The 25,487-nt window shown below is 72.7% G+C and carries 25 protein-coding genes, 1 rRNA gene and 1 riboswitch; of the genes, 8 read left to right on the forward strand and 18 right to left on the reverse strand.

Translation table 11 applies throughout. The features are described 5' to 3' along the window. Positions 1–27: 27 nt before the first annotated feature. Complete coding sequence (locus ACIGW2_RS16295; RefSeq protein WP_399844101.1) at positions 28–729, forward strand: pyridoxamine 5'-phosphate oxidase family protein; 702 nt, start codon at positions 28–30, stop codon at positions 727–729. Continuing rightward, positions 723–1,373, forward strand: coding sequence for an FMN-binding negative transcriptional regulator (locus ACIGW2_RS16300; RefSeq protein WP_399844103.1), 651 nt, complete (start codon positions 723–725; stop codon positions 1,371–1,373). Before ACIGW2_RS16295 ends, ACIGW2_RS16300 begins: the two co-directional genes overlap by 7 nt. On the opposite strand, the gene ACIGW2_RS16305 is transcribed toward ACIGW2_RS16300, so the two are convergent. The 3 genes from ACIGW2_RS16305 to ACIGW2_RS16315 form a co-directional block, all read right to left on the reverse strand. Next, the gene (locus tag ACIGW2_RS16305; RefSeq protein ID WP_399844105.1) at positions 1,370–2,323 is read right to left on the reverse strand and encodes a DMT family transporter; all 954 of its coding nucleotides are present in this window, start codon (positions 2,321–2,323) and stop codon (positions 1,370–1,372) included. The genes ACIGW2_RS16300 and ACIGW2_RS16305 overlap by 4 nt on opposite strands. A 174-nt stretch (positions 2,324–2,497) precedes the next feature. After that, a complete protein-coding gene (locus ACIGW2_RS16310) occupies positions 2,498–3,487 on the reverse strand; it encodes an EamA family transporter (RefSeq protein WP_361588084.1) in 990 nt (329 codons plus the stop codon). 41 nt (positions 3,488–3,528) lie between these two features. Further along, positions 3,529–4,062 carry a Clp protease N-terminal domain-containing protein gene (locus tag ACIGW2_RS16315; protein WP_399844148.1) on the reverse strand — a complete coding sequence of 178 codons (534 nt, stop codon included), beginning with the start codon at positions 4,060–4,062 and terminating at the stop codon, positions 3,529–3,531. Between the two features lie 311 nt (positions 4,063–4,373). Here ACIGW2_RS16315 and ACIGW2_RS16320 point away from each other — a divergent pair, with 311 nt between their 5' ends. Both ACIGW2_RS16320 and ACIGW2_RS16325 read left to right on the forward strand, forming a co-directional pair. Beyond that, positions 4,374–4,595, forward strand: coding sequence for a hypothetical protein (locus ACIGW2_RS16320; protein WP_361588086.1), 222 nt, complete (start codon positions 4,374–4,376; stop codon positions 4,593–4,595). Positions 4,596–4,664: 69 nt separating this feature from the next. Next, positions 4,665–5,093: an SRPBCC family protein gene (locus ACIGW2_RS16325; protein ID WP_399844107.1), complete on the forward strand. Its 429-nt coding sequence runs from the start codon at positions 4,665–4,667 to the stop codon at positions 5,091–5,093. A gap of 97 nt (positions 5,094–5,190) precedes the next feature. Here the strand turns inward: ACIGW2_RS16325 and ACIGW2_RS16330 are convergent, their stop codons facing one another. Beyond that, positions 5,191–5,817, reverse strand: coding sequence for a PadR family transcriptional regulator (locus ACIGW2_RS16330; RefSeq protein ID WP_399844109.1), 627 nt, complete (start codon positions 5,815–5,817; stop codon positions 5,191–5,193). Positions 5,818–6,028: 211 nt separating this feature from the next. Between ACIGW2_RS16330 and ACIGW2_RS16335 the strand changes: the two genes are divergently transcribed. Beyond that, positions 6,029–6,838 (forward strand): PhzF family phenazine biosynthesis protein, encoded by an 810-nt coding sequence (locus ACIGW2_RS16335; protein WP_399844111.1) that lies wholly within the window; start codon positions 6,029–6,031, stop codon positions 6,836–6,838. A 63-nt stretch (positions 6,839–6,901) separates the two neighbouring features. On the opposite strand, the gene ACIGW2_RS16340 is transcribed toward ACIGW2_RS16335, so the two are convergent. Both ACIGW2_RS16340 and ACIGW2_RS16345 read right to left on the reverse strand, forming a co-directional pair. After that, positions 6,902–7,693: a CPBP family intramembrane glutamic endopeptidase gene (locus ACIGW2_RS16340; protein WP_399844114.1), complete on the reverse strand. Its 792-nt coding sequence runs from the start codon at positions 7,691–7,693 to the stop codon at positions 6,902–6,904. A 181-nt stretch (positions 7,694–7,874) separates the two neighbouring features. Further along, the gene (locus ACIGW2_RS16345; RefSeq protein ID WP_399844115.1) at positions 7,875–9,410 is read right to left on the reverse strand and encodes a glutamate--cysteine ligase; all 1,536 of its coding nucleotides are present in this window, start codon (positions 9,408–9,410) and stop codon (positions 7,875–7,877) included. A gap of 496 nt (positions 9,411–9,906) precedes the next feature. On the opposite strand from ACIGW2_RS16345, the gene ACIGW2_RS16350 reads away from it, so the two are divergent. After that, on the forward strand, positions 9,907–10,530 hold the full coding sequence (locus ACIGW2_RS16350; RefSeq protein WP_391656923.1) for a hypothetical protein: 624 nt from the start codon (positions 9,907–9,909) through the stop codon (positions 10,528–10,530). A 302-nt stretch (positions 10,531–10,832) separates the two neighbouring features. Beyond that, positions 10,833–11,039: a DUF5999 family protein gene (locus ACIGW2_RS16355; protein ID WP_356060945.1), complete on the forward strand. Its 207-nt coding sequence runs from the start codon at positions 10,833–10,835 to the stop codon at positions 11,037–11,039. 56 nt (positions 11,040–11,095) lie between these two features. Here ACIGW2_RS16355 and gcvP read toward each other — a convergent pair whose 3' ends face one another. Continuing rightward, positions 11,096–13,981 (reverse strand): aminomethyl-transferring glycine dehydrogenase, encoded by a 2,886-nt coding sequence (gene gcvP / locus ACIGW2_RS16360; protein ID WP_361588100.1) that lies wholly within the window; start codon positions 13,979–13,981, stop codon positions 11,096–11,098. 178 nt (positions 13,982–14,159) lie between these two features. Continuing rightward, positions 14,160–14,258: riboswitch (glycine riboswitch) on the reverse strand. Between the two features lie 114 nt (positions 14,259–14,372). On the opposite strand from gcvP, the gene ACIGW2_RS16365 reads away from it, so the two are divergent. Beyond that, positions 14,373–14,747: a PRC-barrel domain-containing protein gene (locus ACIGW2_RS16365; protein ID WP_361588102.1), complete on the forward strand. Its 375-nt coding sequence runs from the start codon at positions 14,373–14,375 to the stop codon at positions 14,745–14,747. Positions 14,748–14,782: 35 nt separating this feature from the next. On the opposite strand, the gene ACIGW2_RS16370 is transcribed toward ACIGW2_RS16365, so the two are convergent. The 11 genes from ACIGW2_RS16370 to rrf form a co-directional block, all read right to left on the reverse strand. Further along, positions 14,783–16,207 (reverse strand): DNA polymerase IV, encoded by a 1,425-nt coding sequence (locus ACIGW2_RS16370; protein ID WP_399844118.1) that lies wholly within the window; start codon positions 16,205–16,207, stop codon positions 14,783–14,785. Positions 16,208–16,292: 85 nt separating this feature from the next. Then, positions 16,293–16,910: a MerR family transcriptional regulator gene (locus tag ACIGW2_RS16375; protein ID WP_391656896.1), complete on the reverse strand. Its 618-nt coding sequence runs from the start codon at positions 16,908–16,910 to the stop codon at positions 16,293–16,295. A 218-nt stretch (positions 16,911–17,128) separates the two neighbouring features. Next, positions 17,129–17,602 (reverse strand): bifunctional nuclease family protein, encoded by a 474-nt coding sequence (locus ACIGW2_RS16380; protein WP_265866874.1) that lies wholly within the window; start codon positions 17,600–17,602, stop codon positions 17,129–17,131. Positions 17,603–17,677: 75 nt separating this feature from the next. After that, on the reverse strand, positions 17,678–18,424 hold the full coding sequence (locus ACIGW2_RS16385; protein ID WP_399844120.1) for a MerR family transcriptional regulator: 747 nt from the start codon (positions 18,422–18,424) through the stop codon (positions 17,678–17,680). Positions 18,425–18,452: 28 nt separating this feature from the next. Next, a complete protein-coding gene (locus ACIGW2_RS16390; protein ID WP_361588110.1) occupies positions 18,453–19,406 on the reverse strand; it encodes an FHA domain-containing protein in 954 nt (317 codons plus the stop codon). A gap of 60 nt (positions 19,407–19,466) precedes the next feature. Then, positions 19,467–20,408, reverse strand: a complete 942-nt coding sequence (locus ACIGW2_RS16395) for a DUF881 domain-containing protein (protein ID WP_399844150.1) — start codon at positions 20,406–20,408, stop codon at positions 19,467–19,469. 257 nt (positions 20,409–20,665) lie between these two features. After that, complete coding sequence (locus ACIGW2_RS16400; RefSeq protein ID WP_015032176.1) at positions 20,666–20,998, reverse strand: small basic family protein; 333 nt, start codon at positions 20,996–20,998, stop codon at positions 20,666–20,668. Then, positions 20,995–21,924, reverse strand: a complete 930-nt coding sequence (locus ACIGW2_RS16405; RefSeq protein WP_361588112.1) for a DUF881 domain-containing protein — start codon at positions 21,922–21,924, stop codon at positions 20,995–20,997. The genes ACIGW2_RS16400 and ACIGW2_RS16405 overlap by 4 nt, the downstream gene beginning before the upstream one ends. A gap of 111 nt (positions 21,925–22,035) precedes the next feature. Continuing rightward, positions 22,036–24,531 (reverse strand): mannose-1-phosphate guanyltransferase, encoded by a 2,496-nt coding sequence (locus tag ACIGW2_RS16410; RefSeq protein WP_356060963.1) that lies wholly within the window; start codon positions 24,529–24,531, stop codon positions 22,036–22,038. Positions 24,532–24,647: 116 nt separating this feature from the next. Beyond that, the gene (locus tag ACIGW2_RS16415; RefSeq protein WP_391656894.1) at positions 24,648–25,256 is read right to left on the reverse strand and encodes a CDP-alcohol phosphatidyltransferase family protein; all 609 of its coding nucleotides are present in this window, start codon (positions 25,254–25,256) and stop codon (positions 24,648–24,650) included. Positions 25,257–25,395: 139 nt separating this feature from the next. Further along, positions 25,396–25,487 (reverse strand): 5S ribosomal RNA (gene rrf / locus ACIGW2_RS16420); the annotation flags it as partial.

The raw sequence follows: 25,487 nt of genomic DNA on the forward strand, positions 1-25,487 counted from the left end.
TTATGCACTAGTGCAATGGAGTCCGCAATGACCGCGACGGAAGCACCCACCACCGCCCGGGAGTACGCCCCCACCGAGCGCACCGTGCCGACCCGTTCCCGGGAACGCGCCTCGTACGACCGCGAGCTGGTGCACTCGATCCTCGACGAGACCTACCTCTGCCACCTCGGCTTCGTCCGCGACGGCGCGCCGGTCGTACTGCCCACCCTCTACGGGCGGATGGGCGAGCGCCTGTACGTGCACGGGTCCACCGGCTCCCGGCCGCTGCGCGCCGCCGGCCGCGGCGAGGACGCCCCGGGCCTGCCCGTCTGTCTGACCGTGACCCACGTGGACGGGCTGGTGCTCGCCAAGTCCGCCTTCCACCACTCGATCAACTACCGCTCCGTCGTGGTGCACGGCACCGCCCACCAGGTCACCGACCCCGAGGAGCTGCGCACCGCGCTCGACGCGCTCGTCGACCACGTGGTCCCCGGCCGCGCCGCCGACTCCCGTCCCGGCAACGCCAAGGAGCTCGCCGCCACCGCCGTGCTCCGCATCGACCTCGCCGAGGTCTCCGCGAAGGTCCGCACCGGCGGCCCCAACGACGAGCCCGAGGACGCCGCGCTCCCCCACTGGGCCGGCGTGGTCCCGGTTCGGCGCGGCTACGGCACCCCCGTTCCGGCCGCCGACCAGCCCGCCTCCCTGCCGTTCCCCGGCTACCTCGCCGCCCTCCAGGAGACCCCGTGCTGATCCACCCCTGGGACGCCGCGCTCGACGAGGGCGAGTGGCGGGACTGGCTGGCCCGCCACGACTTCGGGCAGCTCGCGGTGAACGGCGCGCCCGGCGAGCCGCCGTGGGTGCAGCCGCTGCACTTCCGCTACGAGCCGGAGCCCGGCCCGTACGGCCGGGCGCTCACCCACCTGGCCCGGCCCAACCCGCTCTGGCACGACCTGGAGCGTTCGCCCACCGTGCTGCTCAGCGTGGTCGACGACTACGTCTACGTCCCCGGCCACTGGACCGCCCCGGACGGCGCGCCGCCCGAGCACGGCACCCCGACCTCCTTCTACGCGGCCGTCCAGCTGCGCTGCACGGCCCACGTCGTGGACGACCCGGAGGAGAAGGCGGCCCCGCTCAACCGCCAGGTCGCCCACTTCCAGCCGGAGGGCGGCACGGCCCCCGCCGTCCCGGGCGAGGCGCCCTTCGGCCGGCTGCTCCCGGGCATCCGGATGCTGCGCCTGGAGGTCACCGACGTGCGCGCCAAGTTCAAGTACGGCGGCAACAAGCCGCCCGCGATCCGCGACCGCGTCACCGCCCGCCTGACCGCCCGCGGCGCCCCGGGCGACGCGGCGGCCCTCACCCACAAGGCCCGCCGCACGCCCGGGACGGAGGGTTAGCTCGCCGCGGCCGTCGGCGTGCGGGCCTCGGTGAGCGCGAGGCCGGTGACGGCGACGAGCAGGAGCAGGGTGCCGGCGACCGTGGCGAGGGTGAGGCGTTCGCCGAGCACGGTGACCGCGATGACGGCGGCGCTGACCGGCTCCAGGAGCATGATCACGGAGACGGTGGCGGCGCGGACCACGGCCGCCCCGGCGAAGTAGAGGGCGTACGCGAGGGCGGTCGGCACGGCCGCGACGTAGAGCAGCAGGGCGAGCAGCCGCAGCGGCGCGTCGGCGTGCGGGAGCAGGCCCTCCGCGCCGGCCATGGGCAGCAGGCCCGCCGCGCCGACGGCGAAGGCCCAGGTGGTGGTGGACAGCGCGTCGCCGCTGCCGCCGCCGGTGCGGCCGAGCCAGCGGGTGAGCAGGGTGATCGCCGCGTATCCGGCGGCCGACAGCACGGCGAGGAGGACGCCGAGCGGGCGGACCTCCGCGCCGCCGCTGCCGAGGACGAGGACGCCGAGTCCGGCGAGCGCCCCGCCGACCGCGGCGGCGCCGCCGGCCCCGATCCGCTCGCCCATCAGGACGCGCGCGCCGACGGCGATCAGCACCGGTCCGGCGCCGAGCGTGACGACGGTGCCGACGGCGAGGCCGGTGGCCTGGACGGCGGCGAAGTAGGCGCTCTGGAAGACGGTCAGGCCGATGCCGGTCCCGAGGATCCGGACCAGCCGCCGGCCCCTCGGCTCGGCGGGCCCGGCGGGCCCCGCACCGCGCCCGCGCCGCAGCGCCTGTGCGCCGAGCAGCAGGACGAGGCCGCCGGCGCAGCGCCAGAAGGAGAGGGCGAGGGGCCCCATGTCGCTGGCCCGGAAGACCAGCGAGGCGGCGGCCCCGGCGGTGCCCCAGGCGATTCCGGCGACGATCAGATAGGTGAGGCTCCGCCCCGTGGACAGGGCGGGACCGAAGGAAGTCGACACGTGCGTTCTCCGTGTGAAGACGGGGGTGAGGTGGTCGCTCGGCTCCGCGGGCGGGCAGCGACGAACCACCCGGGGGCCGGATCGGCCCGCCCCGGGCCCGGTCTTCGTCAGCGGAAGGTGCCGCCCGCGCTACGGGGCGGGGGGCGGAAGAACGGTCGCGTGCATGGGGGGACCCTACGCGGAGGTCCGCCCGGCCGTCACGCCGGTATCCGCCGCGGGGGCCGCGGCCGAGCCCGCGACCGGCTCGGCGGCCGCCGCCTTGGGGGTGGAGGACTGGGCGATGAAGGCGCCGACGAGGACGACCGCGCCGCCGACGATCTGCGGGGCGGCCAGGTGCTCACCGAGCAGCACCCACGCGAGGACGGTGGCGATGACCGCCTCCAGGCAGGCCACCACGCCGGCCACCTGCGGAGAGAGCCGGCGCACCGAGATGACGCCGGTGACGTACGCGAGGACGGTGGCGACCAGGACGACGTAGCCGATGAGCAGTCCGGCGGGCACCTCGGTGCCGTTCATGTCGGCGGTGCCGCCGAGGACGGACCAGTCCATGCCCCAGGGCCGGGCGACGGCGGTGAGCACGAGCGCGCCGCCGAGCAGTCCGTACGCGATGACGCCGAGCGGGTCGGCGGGCTCGGCCTCGTCGCTGCCCTGGTCGGACAGGACGAAGTAGCCCACCTGGCAGCAGGCGGCGGCGAGCGCGAGGAGCAGTCCGAGCAGGTCGAAGCTCAGCCCGGACCAGACCTGGACGACACAGGCGAGACCGCCGACGGCGAGCACCACGCCGAGCGCGGCGCGCCGGGTGACCGGCCGGCGCTGGACGAAGCGCACCCAGCCGAGGACGAGCGCGGGGGCGAGGTATTCGATGAGCAGGGCGACGCCGACCGGGATCCGGGAGATCGCGGCGAAGTAGCAGGCCTGGACGCCGGCGACCGCGAGCAGGCCGAAGCCGGCGAGCAGGGCGGGCTTGCGGCGCACCAGGTCCCGGTGGCGCCAGGCCACGGGCAGCATGACGAGGGCGGCGCCGGCCACCCGCAGCCACACCACGTGGAGCGGGTCGAGTCCCGCCTCGATGAGCGGCTTGGCCGCCACTCCCGAACCACCGAATGCGAAGGCCGAGGCCAGGGCGAGTCCCAGGCCGGCGCTTCTCCCCTGAGACGCGTGCATCGGGCCATGATGACAGGACCCGGTCAGGGGCGTAACCCCCGTTACACCTGTTGAGACGGGCGCTCGATCCGGGCGGTGAGGGCACGGGGTTCGACCCCGGCCCGGCGCAGCACCTCGGCGGCCCGGCTGTCCGGGTCGGCGGCCAGCGCGGCGAGCAGGTCGAGGCCGCGGACCCGGCGGTCGTCCGGGTGGGCGCCGCCGTGGTCGTCCCGGCGCGCGGCGCGCTCGAAGGCGGTGGCCAGGGCGGCGGCGGCCGCGGGGGACCAGCCCGCGGTGCCGGCGGCGGCGCCGCGCAGGACGGGCAGGGAGGTGCCGGTGTCCTCGACCGAGCGCTGCCAGCGCAGCCCGTAGCCGATGGAGCGCTGGACGAGGTAGCCGAGGACGCGGGCGAGCCGCTCGCCGTCGCCGAGCGCGGCGGCGGCCTCGGGGTCGGACTCGACGAGGGAGTGCAGCAGGTGGGCGGTGTCGATCTGCCGGTCGCCGTCCCGCAGGGCCCGGCGCCGGGCGCCGTCGAGGGCGGTCACGAGCTCCGCGGTCAGCCGGTCGGCGAGTTCGGCGCGGCGCTCGGCGGGCAGCAGTCGCGGGACCCGGGGCGCCGGCGGGCGGACGGGAAGGCACGGGGACGCGGAGTCGGGGGCGCGGTCGGAGGCACGGTCGGGCGGCGGGACCGGAGGGACGGGGGCTTGCACCCTTCCACCTCATCAGGCCCGAAGGGCCAGGTCATCCCCGGTGAGGAGCATGTGCGCATCCCACCCGGGTCGTGCTCCGGCGCCCGCCGCCTCCTCCTTGCGGATGAGATCGCGGAAGTTCCGCCCCGGGGGCGCGCGCCGCCTTGCCCTACGCCCTCCGCGCAACCACGGGGCCGTCCTTTATCGTCCCTTGAGGCATGTTCTGGATGGTGGCCCTCCTCGCGCAGGACGGGCGGCAGTACGTCTACCGCGTGTACGCGCCGCGGGAGGCCCTGCCGGCCGACCTCTTCTGGGCCGCGTTCCACTGCCACGACGAGGGCGGCGGCCCGCGCGCCTCGGACTGGTTCGATTCGGCGCAGATCTGGTGGATCGACGGGCTCGACGGAGAGACCGCAGAACTGACGGTTCATCAGTATTGAATGTTCGCGCCCCGGCGGCTACGTTCCGCGACACCGAATGCCGTCTGGTACGCGTGAAGGGGTGGTCCCATGGCCGTAGTCAGCGCGGAGGCACGCATCGAGGCACCGGCCGAGAAGGTGTGGGCGCGGCTCACCGACTGGGGCTCGTACGGCGAGTGGAACGCCACCCACACCGACTTCCCGAACGGCGGCCCGGCCGCCCTGGAGACGGGCGCGAGCTTCGCGGAGAACATGAAGCTGATGGGCTTCCCCGCCGAGGTGACCTGGACGGTGGAGGAGCTGGAGACCGCGCGGGTGCTGGCGATCCGGGGCAAGGGCCCGATGGGCGTCACCGTCGGCACGCGCTACTCCCTCACCTCGGACGGCGGGGCCACCACGGTGCGGATCGACGGGGAGTTCACGGGTGCGGCCGTCTCCCTGATGGCCGGGAAGCTCAAGGACTCGGCGACCGCCGCGCTGTCCGAGTCGCTGCGCAAGCTGGCCGGGCTGGTCGCCTGACGGGCCCGTCCGGCCGGTCGGCGACCGGCGCGTTCCGTACGCGAAGGGGCCCCGCGGCGGTGTGCGCCGCGGGGCCCCGACGTGTCCGGCCGACCGCTCAGTGCTCGTCGGCCAGGATGAGGTACAGCTTCTTGCGGGCCTCGCCGATGACCTCCACGGCCTTCTGCCGCTGCTCGGCGTTCCCGGTCTTCCAGACCTGGCCGAAGGCCTCCATCAGGCCGAAGCCGGCCTGCCGGACCTCGTTGAGCGCCTCCCAGTCGACACCGCGTCCGGCCTCCTCCCACGGGGCCTCCGGCCCCGACTCGGCCTCCTCGCGCCCGGCGTCGGTGAGCGTGAACAGCTTCTTGCCGCCCTCGCTCGCGCTGGCGATCAGCCCCTCGTCCTCCAGCATCTGGAGGGTCGGGTAGACCGAGCCCGGGCTGGGCTTCCACGCCCCGCCGCTGCGCTCGCCGATCTCCTGGATCATCTCGTAGCCGTGCATCGGGCGGTCCTTGAGCAGGGCCAGGATCGAGGCGCGGACGTCACCGCGCCGGGCCCGGCCGCGCCCGCCGGGTCCACCGCGGCCCCGTCCGCCCCAGGGACCTCCGCCCCAGCCCGGACCGAACGGCCCGAAGGCGGCGCGCCGCCCCTCGAAGTCACCGCGGGGACCGGGACCGGGACCGCAGGGCCCGCGTCCGGCGCCAGGTCCGTGCCCGTGCCCGAATTCATGTCCGTAGGTACGCATCGCAACGCTCCTTCCGTCGGTATGCCGCGAGGTTCAGCGAGAGACATCGAGAACCCTGAAGATTCATCGCTGAACTGTCGCGATGCCTCAACGATATATCGGAACCGTTCGCTGAGCAAGCAAGCGACGCCCGATACCCCGACTCAGAGCGGTCCAGTCGTCCCGGATTGGCCTTGGCCTGCGGTTTTCCGCTTCGGGTACGTTCCGGGACATGCGGATTCGAATCGTCGACGCCTTCACCGACCGCCCCTTCTCCGGCAACCCGGCCGGAGTGCTGCTCCTGGACGCCTTCCCGGAGGACGACTGGCTCCGGAACGTGGCCGCCGAGGTCAACCTCTCGGAGACGGCCTTCGCCCACCCCCTGCCGCCCGGCGGCGAGGCGGACTGGGCGCTGCGCTGGTTCACCCCGGCGACCGAGGTCGACATGTGCGGCCACGCCACCCTCGCCACCGCGCACGTCCTGCACAGCACCGGCATCGCCACCGGCACCGTCCGCTTCGCCGCCCGCTGCGGCCTGCTGATCACCACCGCCGAGGACGACGGCCGGATCACCATGGACTTCCCGACCTCCTCGCTGACCGCGGTCCCCGCCCCCGAGGGCCTGGCGAAGGCGCTGGGCGCCGAACCGGTCGCCGTGCACGACACCGCCGCCCACATCGGCGACCTCGTGGTCGAACTGGCCGACGAGGCCACCGTCCGCGGGCTGACCCCGGACTTCGCGCTCCTCGGCGCCCTGTCCGAGCGCGGCGTCATCGCGACGGCCGCCGCCGACGACCCGGAGGGCCCGTACCAGTTCGTCTCCCGCGGCTTCTTCCCGGCCGTCGGCATCGACGAGGACCCGGTCACCGGCAGCGCCCACACCGCGCTCGCCCCCTACTGGGCGGCCCGCTTCGGCCGCACCGAGCTCACCGGCTTCCAGGGCGGCGCCCGCACCGGTCTGGTCCGCACCCGCCTGCGCGGCGAGCGCACCCTGCTGACCGGCCACGCCGTCACGGTCATCGACGGCGAACTGCGCGCCTGAGCACGCCCGCACACGCGGAAGGGGCGTACGGCCGATGCCGTACGCCCCTTCCTACGCTCGCGCTCAGACCGTGGGCAGCCAGCCCACCTTGCCGGCGAGCAGCCCGTAGCCGACGAAGGCCACGATGTCGAGCAGCGCGTGCGCGACGACCAGCGGGCCCACCCGGCCCCAGCGCCGGTACAGCCAGACGAAGACCACGCCCATCACCAGGTTGCCGACGAAGCCGCCGATGCCCTGGTAGAGGTGGTACGAGCCGCGCAGCACCGAACTGGCGGCCAGCGAGGCCCGCGGGGACCAGCCCAACTGGTCGAGCCGGCGCAGCAGATAGCCGACGACGATCACCTCCTCCAGGACGGAGTTCTGGATCGCCGAGAGGAACAGCACCGGGTACTTCCACCACACGTCGGGCAGCGACTCGGGCACCACGGTCAGGTTGAAGCCCGCCGCCCGCGCCGCCAGGTAGAAGGCGAGTCCCGCGCTGCCGATGCCCGCCGCGACCAGGGCGCCGCGCCCCAGGTCGGACCAGGGCCGGGTGCGGTCGAAGCCGATCGCCCGCAGCCCGCGCACCCCGGCTCCCTCGCGCAGCAGCAGGTGCGCGACCAGGGCGACCGGCACCAGGGCGGTGGCGATGCCGAAGAGCTGCCAGGCCAGGTCGAGCCAGGGCCGCCCGGGCGCGTACGAGCCGTTGAGCGTGGCGGCCTGTTCCTTCAGGGCGCCCGGCTTCGTCAGCGAGCCGATGAAGCTGATGAGCGCGGAGACGCCGCTCGCGCCGAGCGAGAGCGCGAGCACCAGCAGCGTCTCGGAGCGCAGGATCCGGCGCGAGGGACCGCCGGGAGGCAGGGAAGCGTCCACCACATGTTGCTCCGACACCACACCTGTCTCCCATTCCCCATCGCCGTCCGGGTACGGGAAACCCTACCCACGGCCCGGGGCCGCCCGGCTGGGCCGTGTCTCAGTCCCAGTGTGGCCGGTCGCCCTCTCAGGCCGGCTACCCGCCCGCGTGCGATGCCCGGCCCTGACCGGCGCCTTGCCCGGGTCAGGGCGCCGCGGCGCCGCCCTCGGCCGCCACCGGCTCCGGCACGCCGACCGGCCAGCCGTGCACCGGCTCCCCGGTGAGCATCAGCTCGCGGTAGCGGCGGGTGGTGGCGGCGAGCGCGGCCGGGCGGTCGAGGCCCGACTCCAGGGCCCGGTGGAAGGTGTCGACCTGCCAGGAGGCACCGTTCACCCGGCGCCGGCAGCGCTCCTCGATCACCCCGAGGTAGAAGTCCCGGTCGCGCGGCTCGATGTGCCAGGCGTCGAGCCCGGCGGCGGCCAGAGGCAGCAGCTCGTCGAGGACGAGCCGGGTCGCGGGGACGGTCGCCACCGCGCCGGAGCGCCCGGGCCGGGGCCAGCGCAGCTCGGCCTCGATGCCGTACCGGCAGGCGGTGTCGAAGTTGTGGGCGGCGTCCGCGAAGTCCAGCCGCTTCCAGATCGGCCGGGACTCCTCGGCGAGCGCGCGCACCAGCCCGTAGTAGAAGGCGGCGTTGGCGACCACGTCGGTGACGGTCGGCCCGGCCGGCAGCACCCGGTTCTCCACCCGCAGGTGCGGGACGCCGTCGACCCAGCCGTACACCGGGCGGTTCCAGCGGTAGACGGTGCCGTTGTGCAGCACCAACTCCTGGAGCTTCGGCACCCCGCCGGCGTCCAGGACCCGCAGCGGGTCCTCGTCCTCGCAGATCGGCAGCAGTGCCGGGAAGTAGCGCAGGTTCTCCTCGAAGAGGTCGTAGACCGAGTCCACCCAGCGCTCGCCGAACCAGGTGCGCGGGCGCACCCCCTGGGCCTGGAGCTCGGGCGGGCGGGTGTCGGTGGCCTGGGTGAACAGCGGCGGGCGGGACTCGCGCCACAGCTCGTGGCCGAAGAGGAAGGGCGCGTTGGCGCCCACGGCGATCTGCACGGCGGTGACGGCCTGGGCCGCGTTCCACACGGCGGCGAAGCGCGGCGGCGTCACCTGGAGGTGCAGCTGGACGGAGGTGCAGGCGGCCTCGGGCACGATCGAGCCCGTGGTGCACAGCAGTCGTTCCACGCCCTGGATGTCGAGCGTGAAGTCCTCGCCGCGGGCGGCCAGTATCTGGTCGTTGAGGAGGGTGTAGCGGTCGGCGGCGGAGAGGTTGTCGAAGACCGCGTCCTCCTGGGTGAGGGTCGGCAGTATGCCGATCATCACGACTCCGGCGCCGAGCTCAGCGGCCTTGCGGTCGGCATATCCGAGGCCGGTGCGGAGTTCCTCGGCGAGGCGGTCGAATACGTGCCCGTCGAGCCGGTGCGGGGCGATGTTCACTTCCAGGTTGAACATTCCGAGTTCGGTCTGGAAATCGGGGCTCGCGATGCGGTCGAGCACCGGTGCGTTGAGCATCCGGGGCAGCCCGTCGGGGCCCGCGAGATTGAGTTCGATCTCCAGGCCCATGAGATTGCGGGGCCGGTCGAAGCGCTTCTCCGCGAGCAGCCGCGCGAGCGCAGCAAGGCATTGCTGGAGCTTTCTGCGGTAGCGCTGCCGGTCGGACGGGCCGAACCCGTCGGCCACGACCTTCTCGCCCATCGAAGCGTCCCTCCCGAGTGGGCGGCCGCCGCGACGGCCGCGAGCGTCACGGACGATGATGCCCCGTCGGCTGATCGACAACGCCTGCGCGGGCAAGGTCGCGGCGGATAGTCTGGAACGGCATTGTCCGGCGGTGCGGCGGAGCAGGACCGCGCAGGGGACATATACCAATGTCATATTGTCCTCCGCGCACCGGTGCAGAAGGGGTCCGGATTCGGCCGACCCGGTTCCGCGGGGAAACCGCAGGCAGGTCTTCCGCCGGAGGCGGGCATTCCAGGGAGTCGCCCTGGTAATAAGTCCTGATGACGCCTTGTCAGGAATATCGGCGGCCTCTAGCGGAAACACTGTGTGAACACGTGTCGTATAAACTTCGCGCACGAGGCAGAGCGTCGGCGCACGGCCATGCACCCATGGCCCCCCGCTCTGGCCCCGTCGCTGACAGCGCAGTCGGTTACCTGCCCACGCTTCACCGTGTCTCCTGAGTGAGAGGCGACCCATCATGCTCCGACCCTCCCCGGCCCCCGCGCCGGCCCTCCGCAGTGTCCTCGCCGCCCTCGGATCGCCCTCGGCGGTCAGCGAGGCGCGCACACCGGCCCTGCGGGCCGCACAGGGACCGCTGAGCGCCGAACTGCCGCTCCCCGTCCACGTGCTCGGTCTGCCCGCCGTCCCCGAGGCGGCCGGCGCGGCCGCGACGGCCGGACCGAGGCCACCGCGCACGCGACTGACCGGCTGGCGCTTCCTGATCAGGCACGGGGACCGGGCGATCGCCGCCGCCGACACGATGCTCACCCCGGACGGCTGGTCCTTCTCCCACTTCTTCGAGGGGCCCTACGTCACCGCCACCGAACGGGCCCTGATCCAGGCCGAGGCCCTGGCCACCCCGTACCAGCCGCGGCTGCTCTCGGTGCCGGAGCTGTACATGCTCACCCTGTGGCTGCACACCGACCCCGAGGCCGACGGCGCGAGCACCGTGCCCGCACCCGACGACCTGCTCGTCCCGCTCGCCCCCGCACCGCCCGGCATCGCCTCGCACCGCCCCTACCGGGTGGCGGACCTGCTGCCGGTGATCGGTCTGCGCCTCGGGCCGCCCCCGCTGCTCGGCTCGGCGGCGGGGGCCTGACCCCCGCTCGGACAGCAGTGCGCCCCGGGCCGTACGGTCCGGGGCGCACTGCTGTCCGAGTGGGGGCACGATCGGACTAGCCCACTGGGACCACCCCGAACCCCCCGAAGAGACGGGGCGGTTGACCTGAACCGCCCCTGCGGGTGATGCGTCTTCCCGGGAGAGGACGAGCTGCCGTGAAATACCTGCGGAAGACCGTCCATGGGGCAAGACTGGGACCGGAACCGAACCGACCGACGGGGGCGGCCATGACCGTGAAGAGCCGCAGGACATCCACCACGACGCAGCGAAAGAATCCACCCATGTGCCAGCACCAGCCTGCCTGTCCCACCGCCGACTCCGCCGACCGGGAGGCCGCCCGACTCGTGGCGCACCACCCGGAGCAGGGCTGGAGCCTGCTGTGCAACGGGGTCCTGCTCTTCGAGGACACCGGTGAGCTGCTGCCGGACGGGCAGATCATCGCCCCGCACCGCCCGCTGACGGCCTCCGGGGTGACGACGGCGGCCTGAAAGGCCCGAGGGCCGGCCCGGAGACACCCGTCTCCGAACCGGCCCTCTTCTCGTCCTCAGTTGTCGTACTCGTCCAGCGGCGGGCACGAGCAGACCAGGTTGCGGTCGCCGAACGCGCCGTCGATGCGGCGGACCGGCGGCCAGTACTTGTCCGCGGCCGAGACGCCGGCCGGGAAGACCGCCTCCTCGCGCGTGTACGCGTGGTTCCACTCGCCGCCCAGCGCCGCCGCGGTGTGCGGGGCGTTGCGCAGCGGGTTGTCCTCGGCCGGCCACTCGCCGGAGCCGACCTTCTCGATCTCCGCGCGGATGGCGATCATCGTGTCGCAGAAGCGGTCGAGCTCGGCCAGGTCCTCGGACTCGGTGGGCTCGATCATCAGCGTGCCGGCCACCGGGAAGGACATCGTCGGCGCGTGGAAGCCGTAGTCGATCAGGCGCTTGGCGATGTCGTCCACGCTGACGCCGGTCGCCTTGGACAGCGGGCGCAGGTCGACGATGCACTCGTGGGCGACCAGACCGGCCGGGCCGGTGTAGAGCACCGGGTAGTGCGGCTCCAGGCGCTTGGCGATGTAGTTCGCGGCGAGCACGGCCACCTGGGTGGCGCGCTTGAGGCCCTCGCCGCCCATCAGGCGCACGTACGACCAGGAGATCGGCAGGATGCCGGCGGAGCCCCACGGGGCGGCCGAGATCGGGCCGACGCCGGTCTCCGGGCCCGCGGTGGGCTGCAGCGGGTGGTTCGGCAGGTACGGGGCGAGGTGCGCGCGCACCGCGACCGGGCCGACGCCGGGGCCGCCGCCGCCGTGCGGGATGCAGAAGGTCTTGTGCAGGTTGAGGTGCGAGACGTCGCCGCCGAAGTGGCCCGGCTTGGCGAGGCCGACCAGGGCGTTGAGGTTGGCGCCGTCGACGTAGACCTGGCCGCCGGCCTCGTGGACCTCGGCGCAGATGTCCGCGACGTGCTCCTCGAACACACCGTGCGTGGACGGGTAGGTGATCATCAGCACGGCGAGCTCGTCGCGGTGCTGCTCGATCTTGGCGCGCAGGTCGGCGACGTCGATCTCGCCGTCGTCGGCGGTCTTGACGACGACGACCTTCATGCCGGCCATGACCGCGGAGGCGGCGTTGGTGCCGTGCGCGGAGGACGGGATGAGGCAGACGGTGCGCTGGGTGTCGCCGTTGGCGCGGTGGTAGGCGCGGACCGCGAGCAGACCGGCCAGCTCGCCCTGGGAGCCGGCGTTCGGCTGGATCGACACCTTGTCGTAGCCGGTGACCTCCGCGAGGCGCTCCTCCAGCTCGGTGATGAGCGTGGCGTAGCCCTGGGCCTGCTCGATCGGGGCGAAGGGGTGGATCTGGCCGAACTCGGGCCAGGTCACCGGCTCCATCTCGGTGGTCGCGTTCAGCTTCATGGTGCAGGAGCCGAGCGGGATCATGCCGCGGTCGAGCGCGTAGTCGCGGTCGGCGAGCTTGCGCAGGTAGCGCAGCATCGCGGTCTCGGAGCGGTGCGCGTGGAAGACCGGGTGGGTCAGGTACGCGTCGGTGCGCAGCGCGTCGACCGGCAGCGCGTCCTCGGTGCTCGCGTCCAGGGCCTCGACGTCGGCTTCGACGCCGAAGGCGGCCCACACGGCGGCCAGGTTGGCGCGGGTGGTGGTCTCGTCGCAGGACATCGACACGTGGTCGGCGTCGACCCGGTAGAGGTTCACGCCACCCTCGCGGGCGGCGGCGACGACCTCGTCGGCCTTGCCCGGGACCCGGGCGGTGAGGGTGTCGAAGAAGGCGCCCTGGGTGAGCTCGACGCCCCCGGCGCGCAGACCGGCGGCGAGGATCGCCGCGTAGCGGTGGGTGCGGCGGGCGATGCCCTTGAGGCCCTCGGGGCCGTGGTAGACGGCGTACATGCCGGCCATCACGGCGAGCAGGACCTGCGCCGTACAGATGTTGCTGGTGGCCTTCTCGCGGCGGATGTGCTGCTCGCGGGTCTGCAGGGCCAGACGGTAGGCCTTGTTGCCGTCGGCGTCGACGGAGACGCCGACCAGGCGGCCGGGCAGGGAGCGGGCGTGCTTGTCCTGGACGGCCATGTAGCCGGCGTGCGGACCGCCGAAGCCCATCGGGACGCCGAAGCGCTGGGTGGTGCCGACGGCGATGTCGGCGCCGAGCGAGCCGGGCGAGGCGAGCAGGGTGAGCGCGAGCAGGTCGGCGGCGACGGTGACGATCGCGCCGAGCTCGTGGGCCTGGTCGATGACCGGCTTGATGTCGCGGATCGCACCGGAGGCGCCCGGGTACTGGAGCAGCACGCCGAAGACGCCGCGCTCGGCGATCTCGGCCGGGATGCCGGCGGACAGGTCGGCGACGACGACCTCGACGCCGGTGGGCTCGGCGCGGGTCTCGATGACGGCGATGGTCTGCGGCAGGGCGTCGGCGTCGACGAGGTAGACGCCGTTCTTGACCTTGCCGACGCGGCGGGACAGCGCCATGGCCTCGGCGGCGGCGGTGCCCTCGTCGAGCAGCGAGGCGCCGGAGGTGGGCAGACCGGTGAGGTCGGCGACCACGGTCTGGAAGTTGAGCAGCGCCTCCAGGCGGCCCTGCGAGATCTCCGGCTGGTACGGCGTGTAGGCCGTGTACCAGGCGGGGTTCTCCATCACGTTGCGCAGGATCACCGGCGGGGTGAAGGTGCCGTAGTAGCCCAGGCCGATCATCGGGGCGAGGACCTGGTTGCGGCCGGCGAGCTCGCGGAGCTCGGCGAGCACCTCGGCCTCGGTGCGGGCGGCCGGCAGGGCCAGCGCCTCGGCGTTCTTGATGACGTCCGGCACGGCGGCGGCCGTGAGCTCGTCGAGGGAGCCGTAACCGACCTGGGCGAGCATCTTGGCCCGCGCCTCGGCGTCGGGTCCGATGTGCCGCTGCTCGAAGGGAATGCCCTGCTCGAGCTCGGAGAGCGGGATGCGGTTGGCGGTCATGTACGGGGGCCTCCTGGTCGTCACGACCTGCGAGGGGCACCACGGCGCTGGTGCCCGGACGGCCTCCCCCTCTGTCATCTCAACCTGAGAGCTTCACCGGCCGTGCCTCGCGGCGGGCCGGCTTTCACCGTCGGTGAGGGCGGGAGCCGTCGACACCCGTCCTGCTTTCCAGAGTGACCTCGTCCGCGCGGTACAGGGGCCTGAGAGATTCCGGGGAGGATTTGCTCCTTCGGCGCCTCCGAGAGGTTTCCTCGGAGGACTCTCCCGCGCGGGGTCCACAGCCACAGCCAGCCTACCAGCGCCGTTCCCTCTCCCATCGCTCAAGTGGCCGACATCCCAGATGTGCACTTTCGTAGGGGTTGTAGAGCAGTTGCGACCAGTTGGAGGGACCGTGCAGACCGACATCGATCCGCGCAGCCTGATCGGCCGCAAGGCGTTCGACCGGAACGGACACAAGATCGGCACCGTGGATGAGGTGTACCTGGACGACGCGACGGGCGTCCCCGAATGGGCCGCCGTGCGCACCGGCCTCTTCAGCCGGGACGCGTTCGTCCCCCTGGAGCCCAGCGAGCTGTCCGGGGACGGCCTGCACGTCCCGTACGAGCGCGCGCTCATCAAGGACGCCCCCGACTTCGGCGTCGGCCGCCACCTCTCCCCCGAGCAGGAACTCCAGCTCTACCGCCACTACAGCCTCGCCCTCCCCCCGGCGCCCCAGGACCCCGGCCCCCGCGACTTCGGCCGCCTGGCGGGCCACGAGGACCCCTGAGGGGCCCTTCCCGCCCGCGGCCCTGGGCGCGCCGACTAGGCGACGGCGCCGGTCGCGCCGCCGGGTACGAGGGGCAGGGGGTCCGACGGGGTCAGGTCGGGGTCGTCCACGGCGAAGGTACGGACCCGGCCCGGCGCCGAGCCGGGCTCCTCGAAGCGGACCGTGACCCGGCCGAGTCCGCTGCCCTGCACCCAGCCGGCCCCGTGCACCGCGTGCCGCACGTCGTGCCCGGGCGACCAGCGCCGCTCGGCGGTCTCGGTGGCCGTCGGCGGCGCGGGCGGCACCGGCTCCTCCCCGGCCGGCACCCCGGTCGCCTCCCCGGCAGCGAGGTCCGGCGCCGGCGTCTCCGGCTGCCCGGCCCCGGTCCCGGCCCCGGCCCCGGTCCCGGCTTCCGCCTGCGCGAACAGGTCCTCCTGCGTGTAGTCGGCCAGGCCGCTCACTCCCACGCCCAGCAGCCGCACCCCGCCCGTGGTGTCCACCAGGTCCAGGAGCCGCCCGGCCGCCTCGCGCACCACCACGGGGTCGTCCGTCGGCCCGCGCAGCGTCTCGGAGCGGGTCAGCGTCGAGAAGTCGTAGCGCCGCACCTTCAGGACGATCGTCCGCCCCGAATGCCCGGAGCCCCGCAGCCGCGCCACGCAGCGCTCGGCGAGCCGCTCCACCTCCAGACGGATCCGCAGCCGGTCGTGCAGGTCGACGTCGAAGGTGTCCTCCACGGAGACCGACTTCGCGTCCCGCTCGGCCACCACCGGCCGGTCGTCGTGCCCCAGCGCCATCCGGTACAGCCCGGCCCCGTGCGAGCGCCCCAGGAGCCGTACGAGCTCGTCCTCGCCGGCCTCCACCACCTCCGCCACCGTGGTGATCCCGGCCCGCCTCAGGTGCTCCCCCGTCGCCGGGCCGACACCGGGGATGATCCGCACCGAGCGCGGCCCGAGCAGCTCCCGCTCCGTCCCGGGCTCTATCAGCACCAGACCGTCGGGCTTGGCCTCCTCGGAGGCGATCTTCGCGAGCATCTTCGAGCCGGCCAGGCCCACCGATCCGGTCAGCCCGGTCGTGGCCAGGATGTCCCGCCGCAGCCGCTCCCCCACCGCCCGCGCGCCCGCACTGTCCCCGGCCAGGCCGCCCGCCTCCAGGTCGACGAAGGCCTCGTCCAGGCTCAGCGGCTCGACCAGCGGCGAAAGCCGCCCGAGCAGCTCCATGACCTGCCCGCTGATCGCCCGGTAGAAGGCGAACCGCGGCACCAGATACGCCGCGTTCGGCGCGAGCCGCCGCGCCTGCCCCATGGGCATCGCGGAGTGCACGCCGAAGCGCCTCGCCTCGTACGAGGCGGTGGCGACCACCCCGCGCGGCCCGAGCCCGCCCACGACCACGGGCTTTCCGCGCAGGCTGGGCTTCGACGCCTGCTCGGCGGCGGCGAAGAAGGCATCCATGTCGAGATGCAGGATCGTGGGCGCGGCTCTCACGCTTCCGATGCTGCCGCACCCCACTGACAATCGGCCCGCACGCGCGTGCGGGCCGTGTCGCGGGGAGGGGGTGGTCCAGACCGGTTCAGACGGCCCGGTCGCGGCGCCGGCGCGCCAGCTCGTCGGCCGGGTTGTGCCCGATCAGCGTCTCGCCGGTGTCGACGCGCTCGCCGTGCAGCTGCGACAGCGCCGCCTCCACGTCGCGCCACACCACGCCTACGGCGATGCCGAAGACGCCCTGCCCGCCCTGGAGCAGCGAGACCACCTCGTCCGGCGAGGAGCACTCGTAGACGGTCGCTCCGTCGCTCATCAGCGTCATGCGTTCGAGGTCGCGGAAGCCGCGGGCCCGCAGGTGCTGCACGGCGGCGCGGATGTTCTGGAGCGCCACCCCGGTGTCCAGAAAGCGCTTGACGATCTTGAGGACGACGACGTCCCGGAAGCTGTAGAGCCGCTGCGTGCCGGAGCCGTACGCGGGCCGCACGCTGGGCTCGACGAGGCCGGTGCGCGCCCAGTAGTCCAGCTGCCGGTAGGTGATGCCGGCCGCCGCGCAGGCGGTGGGGCCGCGATAGCCGACGGCCTCCGGCTCCGGGCCGGCGCCCGCGTCCGTACCGAGGTCGCCCACCCTGCCGTGAAGCGGATACGGGCCCATCTCCCCGGGAGCACGCCCCAGGAAGCCCCCTGCCGTACCGTCGCCGCTGCTCATCACGCCGACCCTCCGTCCTTGACCTGCCCACACGAAGGTAGGCAGTCACTCGGGGTGCGTCAACGATCGCCACACTCGGCACGCCGAGTGATAATCACCCGAAGAGTGGTTTCCCGTGCCCCACTTTCGGGAAAGGCTACTCGAATGCGCCGGGCACTCCCCGGCGGGGCGGCCCATCGGGTGTCGCCCGAACGGACGACCTCCCGGCCGCGGACCGGTTACTGGTTGCCGGTCCCGAAGTCCTCCGGGGAGATCTGGTCGAGGAACTCGCGGAACTTCTCCACCTCGTCCTCCTGCTCGTCCGGAATCGCGATCCCCGCGTCGTCGAGCACCCCGTCACTGCCGTAGATCGGCGTCCCGGTGCGCAGGGCGAGGGCTATCGCGTCGGACGGGCGGGCGCTCACCTCGACGCCGCTGGCGAAGACCAGCTCGGCGTAGAACACCCCGTCGCGCAGATCCGTGATGCGGACCTCGGTGAGCTCCTGGCCCACGGCCTCCAGGACGTCCTTGAAGAGGTCGTGCGTCAGCGGCCTGGCCGGAGCCATGCCCTGCTGGGCGAAGGCGATCGCGGTCGCCTCGCCCGGACCGATCCAGATCGGGAGGTACCGGTCGCCCCCCACTTCGCGCAGGAGAACGATCGGCTGGTTGGAGGGCATTTCCACCCGGACACCCACAACGTCGAGCTCGTTCACACAGCAACCCTAGGACGTGCCCGACCGGTTTGGGTAGTCGGGCCGTCCGAAGGCCGGTCGAAGATCACCGGCGGATCACTGCAGACGCACCCCGAGCGCGGTCTGGACCAGTGCCGCGTGAAGCCGGACGGCGAGGCCCGCGAGCTCCTGCGCGGTGGCCTCCGCATGGGCCCTGGTCTGCGGATTGCGGTGCCGGCGCAGCGGCGCGACCACCTGCTCGACCAGTCCGGCCTCCCGGTCGGCGGCGGCCTTCACGGCCCGCAGGTGCCGGGGCTCGAGCCCGAATCTCCCCAGATCCGCCACGAGCCGGGCGACGGTGACGGTCTCGGCGTCGTAGCCACCGCCCTCCACCGGGGCGATCAGCCCGAAGGACTCCCATTCGGCCAGCTCGGCCTCGGTCACCTCGGCCGCGGCCAGCAGCTCGGCCCGGCCGAGCCGGGCCGCCGTGGGCCGCTCGCCCTCGGCGTCCCACGACCCGTCGAGCAGGTCGCGCCGCCCGCCGGCCGGGGCCGGCAGCCGCACCTCCTCGCCCCGGGCCAGGGCGTCCAGGTGCTCGCGGATCACCTTGAGCGGCAGGTAGTGGTCCCGCTGCATCCGCAGGATCTGCGCGAGCCGTTCCACGTCCCGCGCGCTGAACTTCCGGTAGCCGGAGGCCGTGCGCCGGGGCTCGACGAGCCCCTCGGCCTCCAGGAACCGGATCTTGGAGATGGTCACTTCGGGAAACTCGTCGCGCAGCTGGCTCAGCACCGTGCCGATGCTGACCAGCCGTTCGCCCGCGGAGGCGGTGCCGGGACCGGCACCGCCCGTCGGTGTACGCAGCATGGACCTTCCCTGAAGGTGCTCCGGAGCGTCACACGCTCCGCTGGCTCGCGAAGAAGACGAGCCGGTACTTGCCGATCTGCACCTCGTCACCGTTGGAAAGCACGACCGAGTCGATCGGCTCGCGGTTGACATAGGTGCCGTTGAGGCTGCCGACGTCCGCCACCGTGAAGGTGCCGTCCGGCTGGCGCCGGAACTCAACGTGCCGGCGCGAAACCGTCACGTCGTCCAGGAAGATGTCGCTCTGCGGGTGACGGCCGGCCGTGGTCAGCTCGCCGTCCAGCAGGAAGCGGCTGCCCGAGTTGGGCCCGCGGCGCACGATGAGCAGCGCGGAGCCCGCCGGCAGTGCCTCGACCGCCGCCAGGGCCTCCTGGGAGAGCGCCGGGATCTGGCCGGTGACCTCCGCGTCGTAGGCCTCGAGCCCCGAGATGGAGATCGTCGAGGTCGTCTCGGAAGCGCGCTCCGGCGCCACCCCGCCGCGCAGCGGCGCGCCGCAGTGGGAGCAGAAACGGCTGTCCGCCGTGTTGCGGTGACCGCACCTCGTACACACCGGCATGGACGCGTCCTCCTGCCGCGGCTGCCCCGCGGAGGTCTGGGTCGCATACGGGTCGGAGGCAAACCCTCCACCCGTACTCGAGGTTGATGGTTCTCCGAAACCTATGCGCGCGGCACCGGCAGGGTCAACAGAAGACGCGCCCTGTGTGCCCGGAATGTCGCCACCCGGGCCCCCGACCTCGTCACGGAAGAGCGGGCGCTCCACGCCCTGTCCCTCGTCCTGGGCGTGACGCGGCGCGCGATGCCGGGCGTTGCCGCCGTCCTCGCGTCCGCTCTTGCCGAACAACTTCGCAAACAACTTCACGGGCGATTCCCCTTGACCGAAACAGACCCGCCCGTGGGGCAGGAACCCTGACTGAACACACCTGCCGACCCGGACACCTTCACAACGTCCGTGGCCACTCGACAGTTTCCACCACGCACCACCCATGTGGTGCGGCGACCCCCCGCAAGGTCATGCCCTTGCCGCGCTGCCGTCATCAGCCCCGCCTCACTGCGAGGACGACTGAGCGTAGTCAGGCCGCTTCGCCGGTCGCAAGGCGTCGACGACGATCTTCCCGGAACGCTCCACCGTGGCCGTGGCCTGCTCCTTCTCCAGTGTCTGAACGATTCCGCCGGGGATGTTGAGCGCGGGCTCGAGATCCTCCGGCTTGCCGATGACCTTGAAGACGTACGGAGCGGTCACCTGCGTTCCATCGATCTTCATGTCACGCCCGCCACCCGAGAAGTAGCTGTCCGCCACCACCCGCACGTCGTTGACCTGGATCGCCTCGGCGCCCGCGGCCCGCAGCTCCTGGATGGCGTCGAGCAGCATGTCCGACTCGACCGCGCCGGTGGAGTCGGTGATCGTGAGCGTGATCCCCGGCCCCTCCGCGGCCACCGTGCCGGCCAGGATGCCGAGCTGCCGCTCCTTCTCCTGGGTCTGCTTGCGGGCCTCCTCTGCCTGGTCGGAGCTGGACTCCAGCTCCGACTGCTGCTTCTCCAGCCGGGTCTTCTCGTCCTCCAGGCGCTGGGTGCGGTCGTCGAGCTCGTCGAGGATCCGCACCAGGTCCTCCTGGCGGGCGCCGCGCAGAGCGCTGTTGTCACTGGTCGACCGGACCTGGATGGCAAGCCCGAGACCGAGCACGAACAGCAGCAGGGCGACGACGAGTTGGGCCCGCGAGACCCGCGGCGGCCACAGACTGGCGGCGAGCCGCTGCCGTCCGGTCACCTCGCCGCCGCCACCGCCCGAGGGCGGCTGGGACGCGGCCGCGGGCTGCGGCTGCGGCTGCGGCTGGGGCTGGGGCTGCGCTTGAGGCTGCGGCTGCGGTACGGGCCGGGGCCCGGGACGGGCGTCCTGCCGCGCCGGGGGCAGGGGCCCGGAGCCGGCCGGCGGCGGCCCGCCCTGAGGCCGGGGCCGGGGTCCCGCCGGAGGACCGGCGGGCCGCCCCAGGGGCGGCTGCGCCTGCGGCCGGGGCGCGGGCTGCGGGGCAGGCCGGGGCGCCGGCTGCCGCTCGGGCCGGGACTCGGGCGCGGGGCGGCGCGGCTCGGCGCCCTCCTCGGGGCGCCGGACCGGCTCCTGCTCGCGTCGCGGCTCGGGCTGCGGCTCCGGCGGCCGGTTCCCGGCCCCGTTCGCCCCTTTCGCGCCGTTCTCGGCGCTCCCGCCGCTCCGGGCGTTCCCGTCGTGCTCGCTGTTCTCGCTCATCGGCCTCACGCCCGGAACACGTGCCGCCGGATGGCGGCCGCGTTGGAGAAGATCCGGATGCCGAGCACGACGACCACACCGGTCGACAACTGCGCGCCCACGCCCAGCTTGTCGCCGAGGAAGACGATCAGCGCGGCCACGACCACGTTCGACAGGAACGACACCACGAAGACCTTGTCGACGAAGATGCCGTCGAGCATGGCCCGCAGGCCGCCGAAGACCGCGTCGAGGGCGGCGACCACGGCGATCGGAAGATAGGGCTCGACCACCGCCGGAACCTCGGGCCGGACCAACAGTCCGACCACGACTCCCACGATCAGGCCCAGTACGGCGATCAAGATGTGCCCTTCCCTGTGTCGGCCGTGGCCCGCCCGGTGGCCTGGGCGGCCCCGGCTCCCCTCGGCTCTGCTGTACGTACGATCAGGCTCGGCGCGGCCGGCAGACGCACGTCGCCCTCGGCCGAGATGCTCGTACGGATCCCGAAGTTCTCCTGCAACGCGTGCAGGTACTGGCCGTCGGCGCTGTCCTGGAACGCGGTGCTCAGCCGCTGCCCGTCCCCGATCGCGAGGACGGTGTACGGCGGCACCAGCGGCTTGTTGTCGACCAGTATCGCGTCACCCGCCGCCCGGATCGCCGACAGCGCCGTCAGCCGCTGCCCGTTGATCGCGACCGCCTCGGCGCCCGACTCCCACAGGCCGTTCACGATCCGCTGCATGTCACGGTCGCGCACCCGCCCGGTGTCCGAGAAGCCACTGCTCTCGCGCGGCCCGCCGCCACCGGTGTCGGTGCCCTTGGCGTCGTCCACGACCAGCTTCACGCCCGGCCCGTGCACCGGGGTCGCCCCCGACAGCAGCGCCACCAGCTCCGCCTGGTCACCGCCGTGCTGCTCCAGCGCCTTCCGCTGGCGCTCCCCCACCTCGGCCCGGATCCGCTCGACGTCCTGCTCCAGGTCGTCGGCGGCGGAGGTCTCCGACTCGATCCGGTCGATCAGGTCCTGCCGCTCCTTGGCGACCACCGGCGCGGACACCCGCGCCTCGGCGGCGCCCAGCGTCACCACGGCCGCCGCGAGCACGAGGCCGGCGGCGAGGCCGAGCTTCGCCCGTACCGTACGGGGCAGGGCGCCGCCCTCGGCGGCCCGGCGGGCCGTCGCCTCCGCGTATCCGTCGTCCAGCGCGTGGTCGATCACGTTGTTCAGCAGCGACATGGACGCGTCCGGGCGCGGAGGGGGCGATCCTGTGCTCCGAACGGGGGGCTGCTGCGACATGCCGCACATCGTCGCACGTCGCACGCCGTACCGCCGAATGGCCCCTCCGGTCGGCCGGGAGGTACCGACGGGTACCTCCCGGCCCACGGGTATCAGCGGCCCGTCGACTCCCTACTGACCAGCGCTGTCGACCACTGCCGCCCACTCGTCCAGCAGGGCCTGCGCGGAGGCGTCGTCGGGGCCCTCCGCCCACAGATGGGTGACGGCTTCCGCCGGGTCCGGCAGCACCATCACCCACCGGCCGTCGGCCTCCACCACCCGCACGCCGTCCGTGGTGTCCACGGACCGGTCACCGGCCGCCTCCACCACCCGGCGCATCACCAGACCCTTGACCGCCCACGGGGTGGCGATGTCCCGCTTCAGCACGTGAGCCCGCGGGATCCGCGCGTCGATCTGGCTGAGCGTGAGCTGGGTCCGCGCCACCAGACCGATCAGCCGCACGAACGCCGCGGCGCCGTCGAAGACCGAGCTGAACTCCGGCACGATGAAGCCGCCGCGCCCGTCACCACCGAAGATCGTCGACTCCTCGCGGCCGACCCGGGTCAGGTCGTCCGGCGAGGTCGTCGTCCACTCCACCTGCGTGCCGTGGTACGCGGCGACCTGCTCCGCGATCCGCGTGGTCGTCACCGGCAGCGCCACCCGGCCCGACCTGCGCTCCGCGGCCACCAGGTCCAGCATCACGAGCAGCGCCCGGTCGTCCTCGATGATCCGGCCCCGCTCGTCGACCAGCGACAGGCGCTCGCCGACCGGGTCGAACCGCACGCCGAACGCGGCCCGCGCCGACGCGACGATCTCCCCGAGCCGTACGAGTCCGGCCCGCCGGCTCTCCGCCGACTCCGTCGGCCGGGACTCGTCGAGACCCGGGTTGATGGTCAGCGAGTCCACCTGGAGCCGCCCGAGCAGGCTGGGCAGAACGAGCCCGGCACTGCCGTTGGAGGCGTCCACGACCACCTTCAGACCCGCCTCGGCGATGCCCGAGGTGTCCACGTTCCGCAGCAGCGAGCCGGTGTACGAGTCGAAGACGCTGGCCGGGAAGGACAGGTCGCCGATCTCCCCGGGAAACGCCCGCCGGTACTCCTGACGCGCGAAGACCCGGTCCAGCTTGCGCTGCCCCGCCTGCGAGAGGTCGGCGCCCCGCTCGTCGAAGAACATGATGTCGACCGAGTCCGGCACCCCGGGCGAGGTCCGCACCATGATCCCGCCGGCCGAGCCCCGCGCGGTCTGCTGCCGTGCCACCGGCAGCGGCACGTTCTCCAGGTCGCGCACGTCGATGGCGGCGGCCTGCAGCGCCGAGATCACGGCCCGTTTCAGCGCCCGCGCGCCCCGGGAGTGGTCACGGGCCGTGGTGACGGTCGCGCCCTTCTTCAGGGTCGTCGCGTACGCTCCGGCCAGCCGCACCGCGAGCTCGGGCGTGATCTCCACGTTGAGGATGCCGGAGACCCCGCGGGCACCGAAGAGGTGCGCCTGGCCGCGGGACTCCCAGATCACGGAGGTGTTGACGAAGGCGCCGGCCTCGATCGTCTTGAACGGGTAGACCCGCACGTTGCCCTGCACGATCGATTCCTCACCGATCAGGCACTCGTCGCCGATGACGGCCCCGTCCTCGATCCGGGCGGCCCGCATCACATCGGTGTTCTTGCCGATGACACAGCCGCGCAGATTGCTCTGCTGCCCGATGTAGACGTTGTCGTGGATCACGGCCTTGTGCAGGAAGGCCCCGCTCTTCACGACGACGTTGGACCCGATGACGGTGTGCTCGCGGATCTCGGCGCCGGCCTCCACCTTGGCGTAGTCGCCGATGTAGAGCGGCCCCCGCAGCACGGCGTCGGGGTGCACCTCGGCACCCTCGGCGACCCAGACGCCCGGCGAGATCTCGAAGCCGTCGATGTCGACCTGGACCTTGCCCTCCAGGACGTCCGCCTGGGCCTTCACATAGCTCTCGTGGGTGCCTACGTCCTCCCAGTAGCCCTCGGCGACGTAGCCGTAGATCGGCTTGCCCTCCTTCATGAGCTGCGGGAAGACGTCACCCGACCAGTCGACCGGGACGTCGGCCTCGACGTAGTCGAAGACCTCGGGCTCCATGACGTAGATGCCCGTGTTCACGGTGTCCGAGAACACCTGGCCCCAGGTCGGCTTCTCCAGGAATCGTTCGACCTTTCCTTCCTCGTCGACGATCGTGATGCCGAATTCGAGCGGATTGGGCACCCGGGTCAGACAGACCGTGACGAGGGCGCCCTTCTCCTTGTGGAACCGGATCAGATCGGTGAGGTCGAAGTCGGTGAGCGCGTCCCCCGAGATGACGAGAAAGGCATCGTCCTTCAGCGCCTCCTCGGCGTTCTTCACGCTCCCCGCGGTGCCGAGCGGTTTCTCCTCGTTGGCGTAGGTGAGCTCCATTCCGAGCTCTTCGCCGTCCCCGAAGTAATTCCGGACGAGAGAGGCGAGAAACTGCACGGTGACGACGGTCTCGTTGAGACCGTGCCTCTTGAGCAGTCGCAGGACATGCTCCATGATCGGCCGGTTGACCACCGGCAGAAGAGGCTTGGGCATGCTCGAGGTCATGGGGCGAAGGCGTGTGCCCTCGCCACCGGCCATCACGACGGCCTTCATGTCGGAAGCGTCCTCCTTGAAGAGACGACGGTCCTGCCGACTTCACCTGTCCACTCAATGGCCCTGGGGCGTCCTCGTTCCGGCCGGCGTCGTTGCTCGGCAGGGGACGGACGGGCTCAATCGGCCGCGGTATCCGCCTTCACGAGTCGACGGACCTGGACCACATAGAGGATCCCTGCCCACCAATACAGAGTTGTACCCCATCCGGCGAAGGCCCACCCGAAAACTTCAGCGAGTGACGCAAGCCACGTGTCTCCGTCACTGAGCAGGAGCAGGGGGAAGGCGTACATCAAGTTGAAAGTGGCAGCTTTCCCGAGGAAGTTCACCTGCGGCGGCGGATAGCCGTGCCGGCGGAGGATGCCCACCATCACCAGCAGCATCGCCTCGCGCGCCAAAAGCGCGACGGTGAGCCACAGCGGCAGGATCTCGCGCCAGGTGAGACCCACGAGCGTGGAAAGGATGTAGAGCCGGTCGGCGGCCGGATCGAGCAGCCGGCCGAGGCTGCTGATCTGGTTCCAGCGCCGGGCGAGCTTGCCGTCGAGATAGTCGCTCACACCACTGAGCGCCAGCACGAGCAGCGCCCAGCCGTCACTCTTGGGCCCGCCGAACTCGGGACGGAGGATCAACCACAGGAACAGGGGTACGCCGACGAGGCGAGCCATGCTGAGGATGTTGGGGATGGTGAGTACCCGGTCCGTCTGAACGCGAGTCTCCTGGACCTCCACCCGGGGGCCTCCTGTGGGAACGAGCTGACGATGGCCCCCTGACCTTACCCTCAGCCCCGGGAGTCGGCGGCACAGGGGTGCACAGGACGCAGAAATGCCTCAACCCCCGGACACAGTCCGGGGGTTGAGGTCAAGAATTGTTCGGCGGCGTCCTACTCTCCCACAGGGTCCCCCCTGCAGTACCATCGGCGCTGAAAGGCTTAGCTTCCGGGTTCGGAATGTAACCGGGCG

Origin of the sequence: Streptomyces sp. NPDC053541, from assembly GCF_044544705.1 — a bacterium.
Lineage (GTDB): Bacteria > Actinomycetota > Actinomycetes > Streptomycetales > Streptomycetaceae > Streptomyces.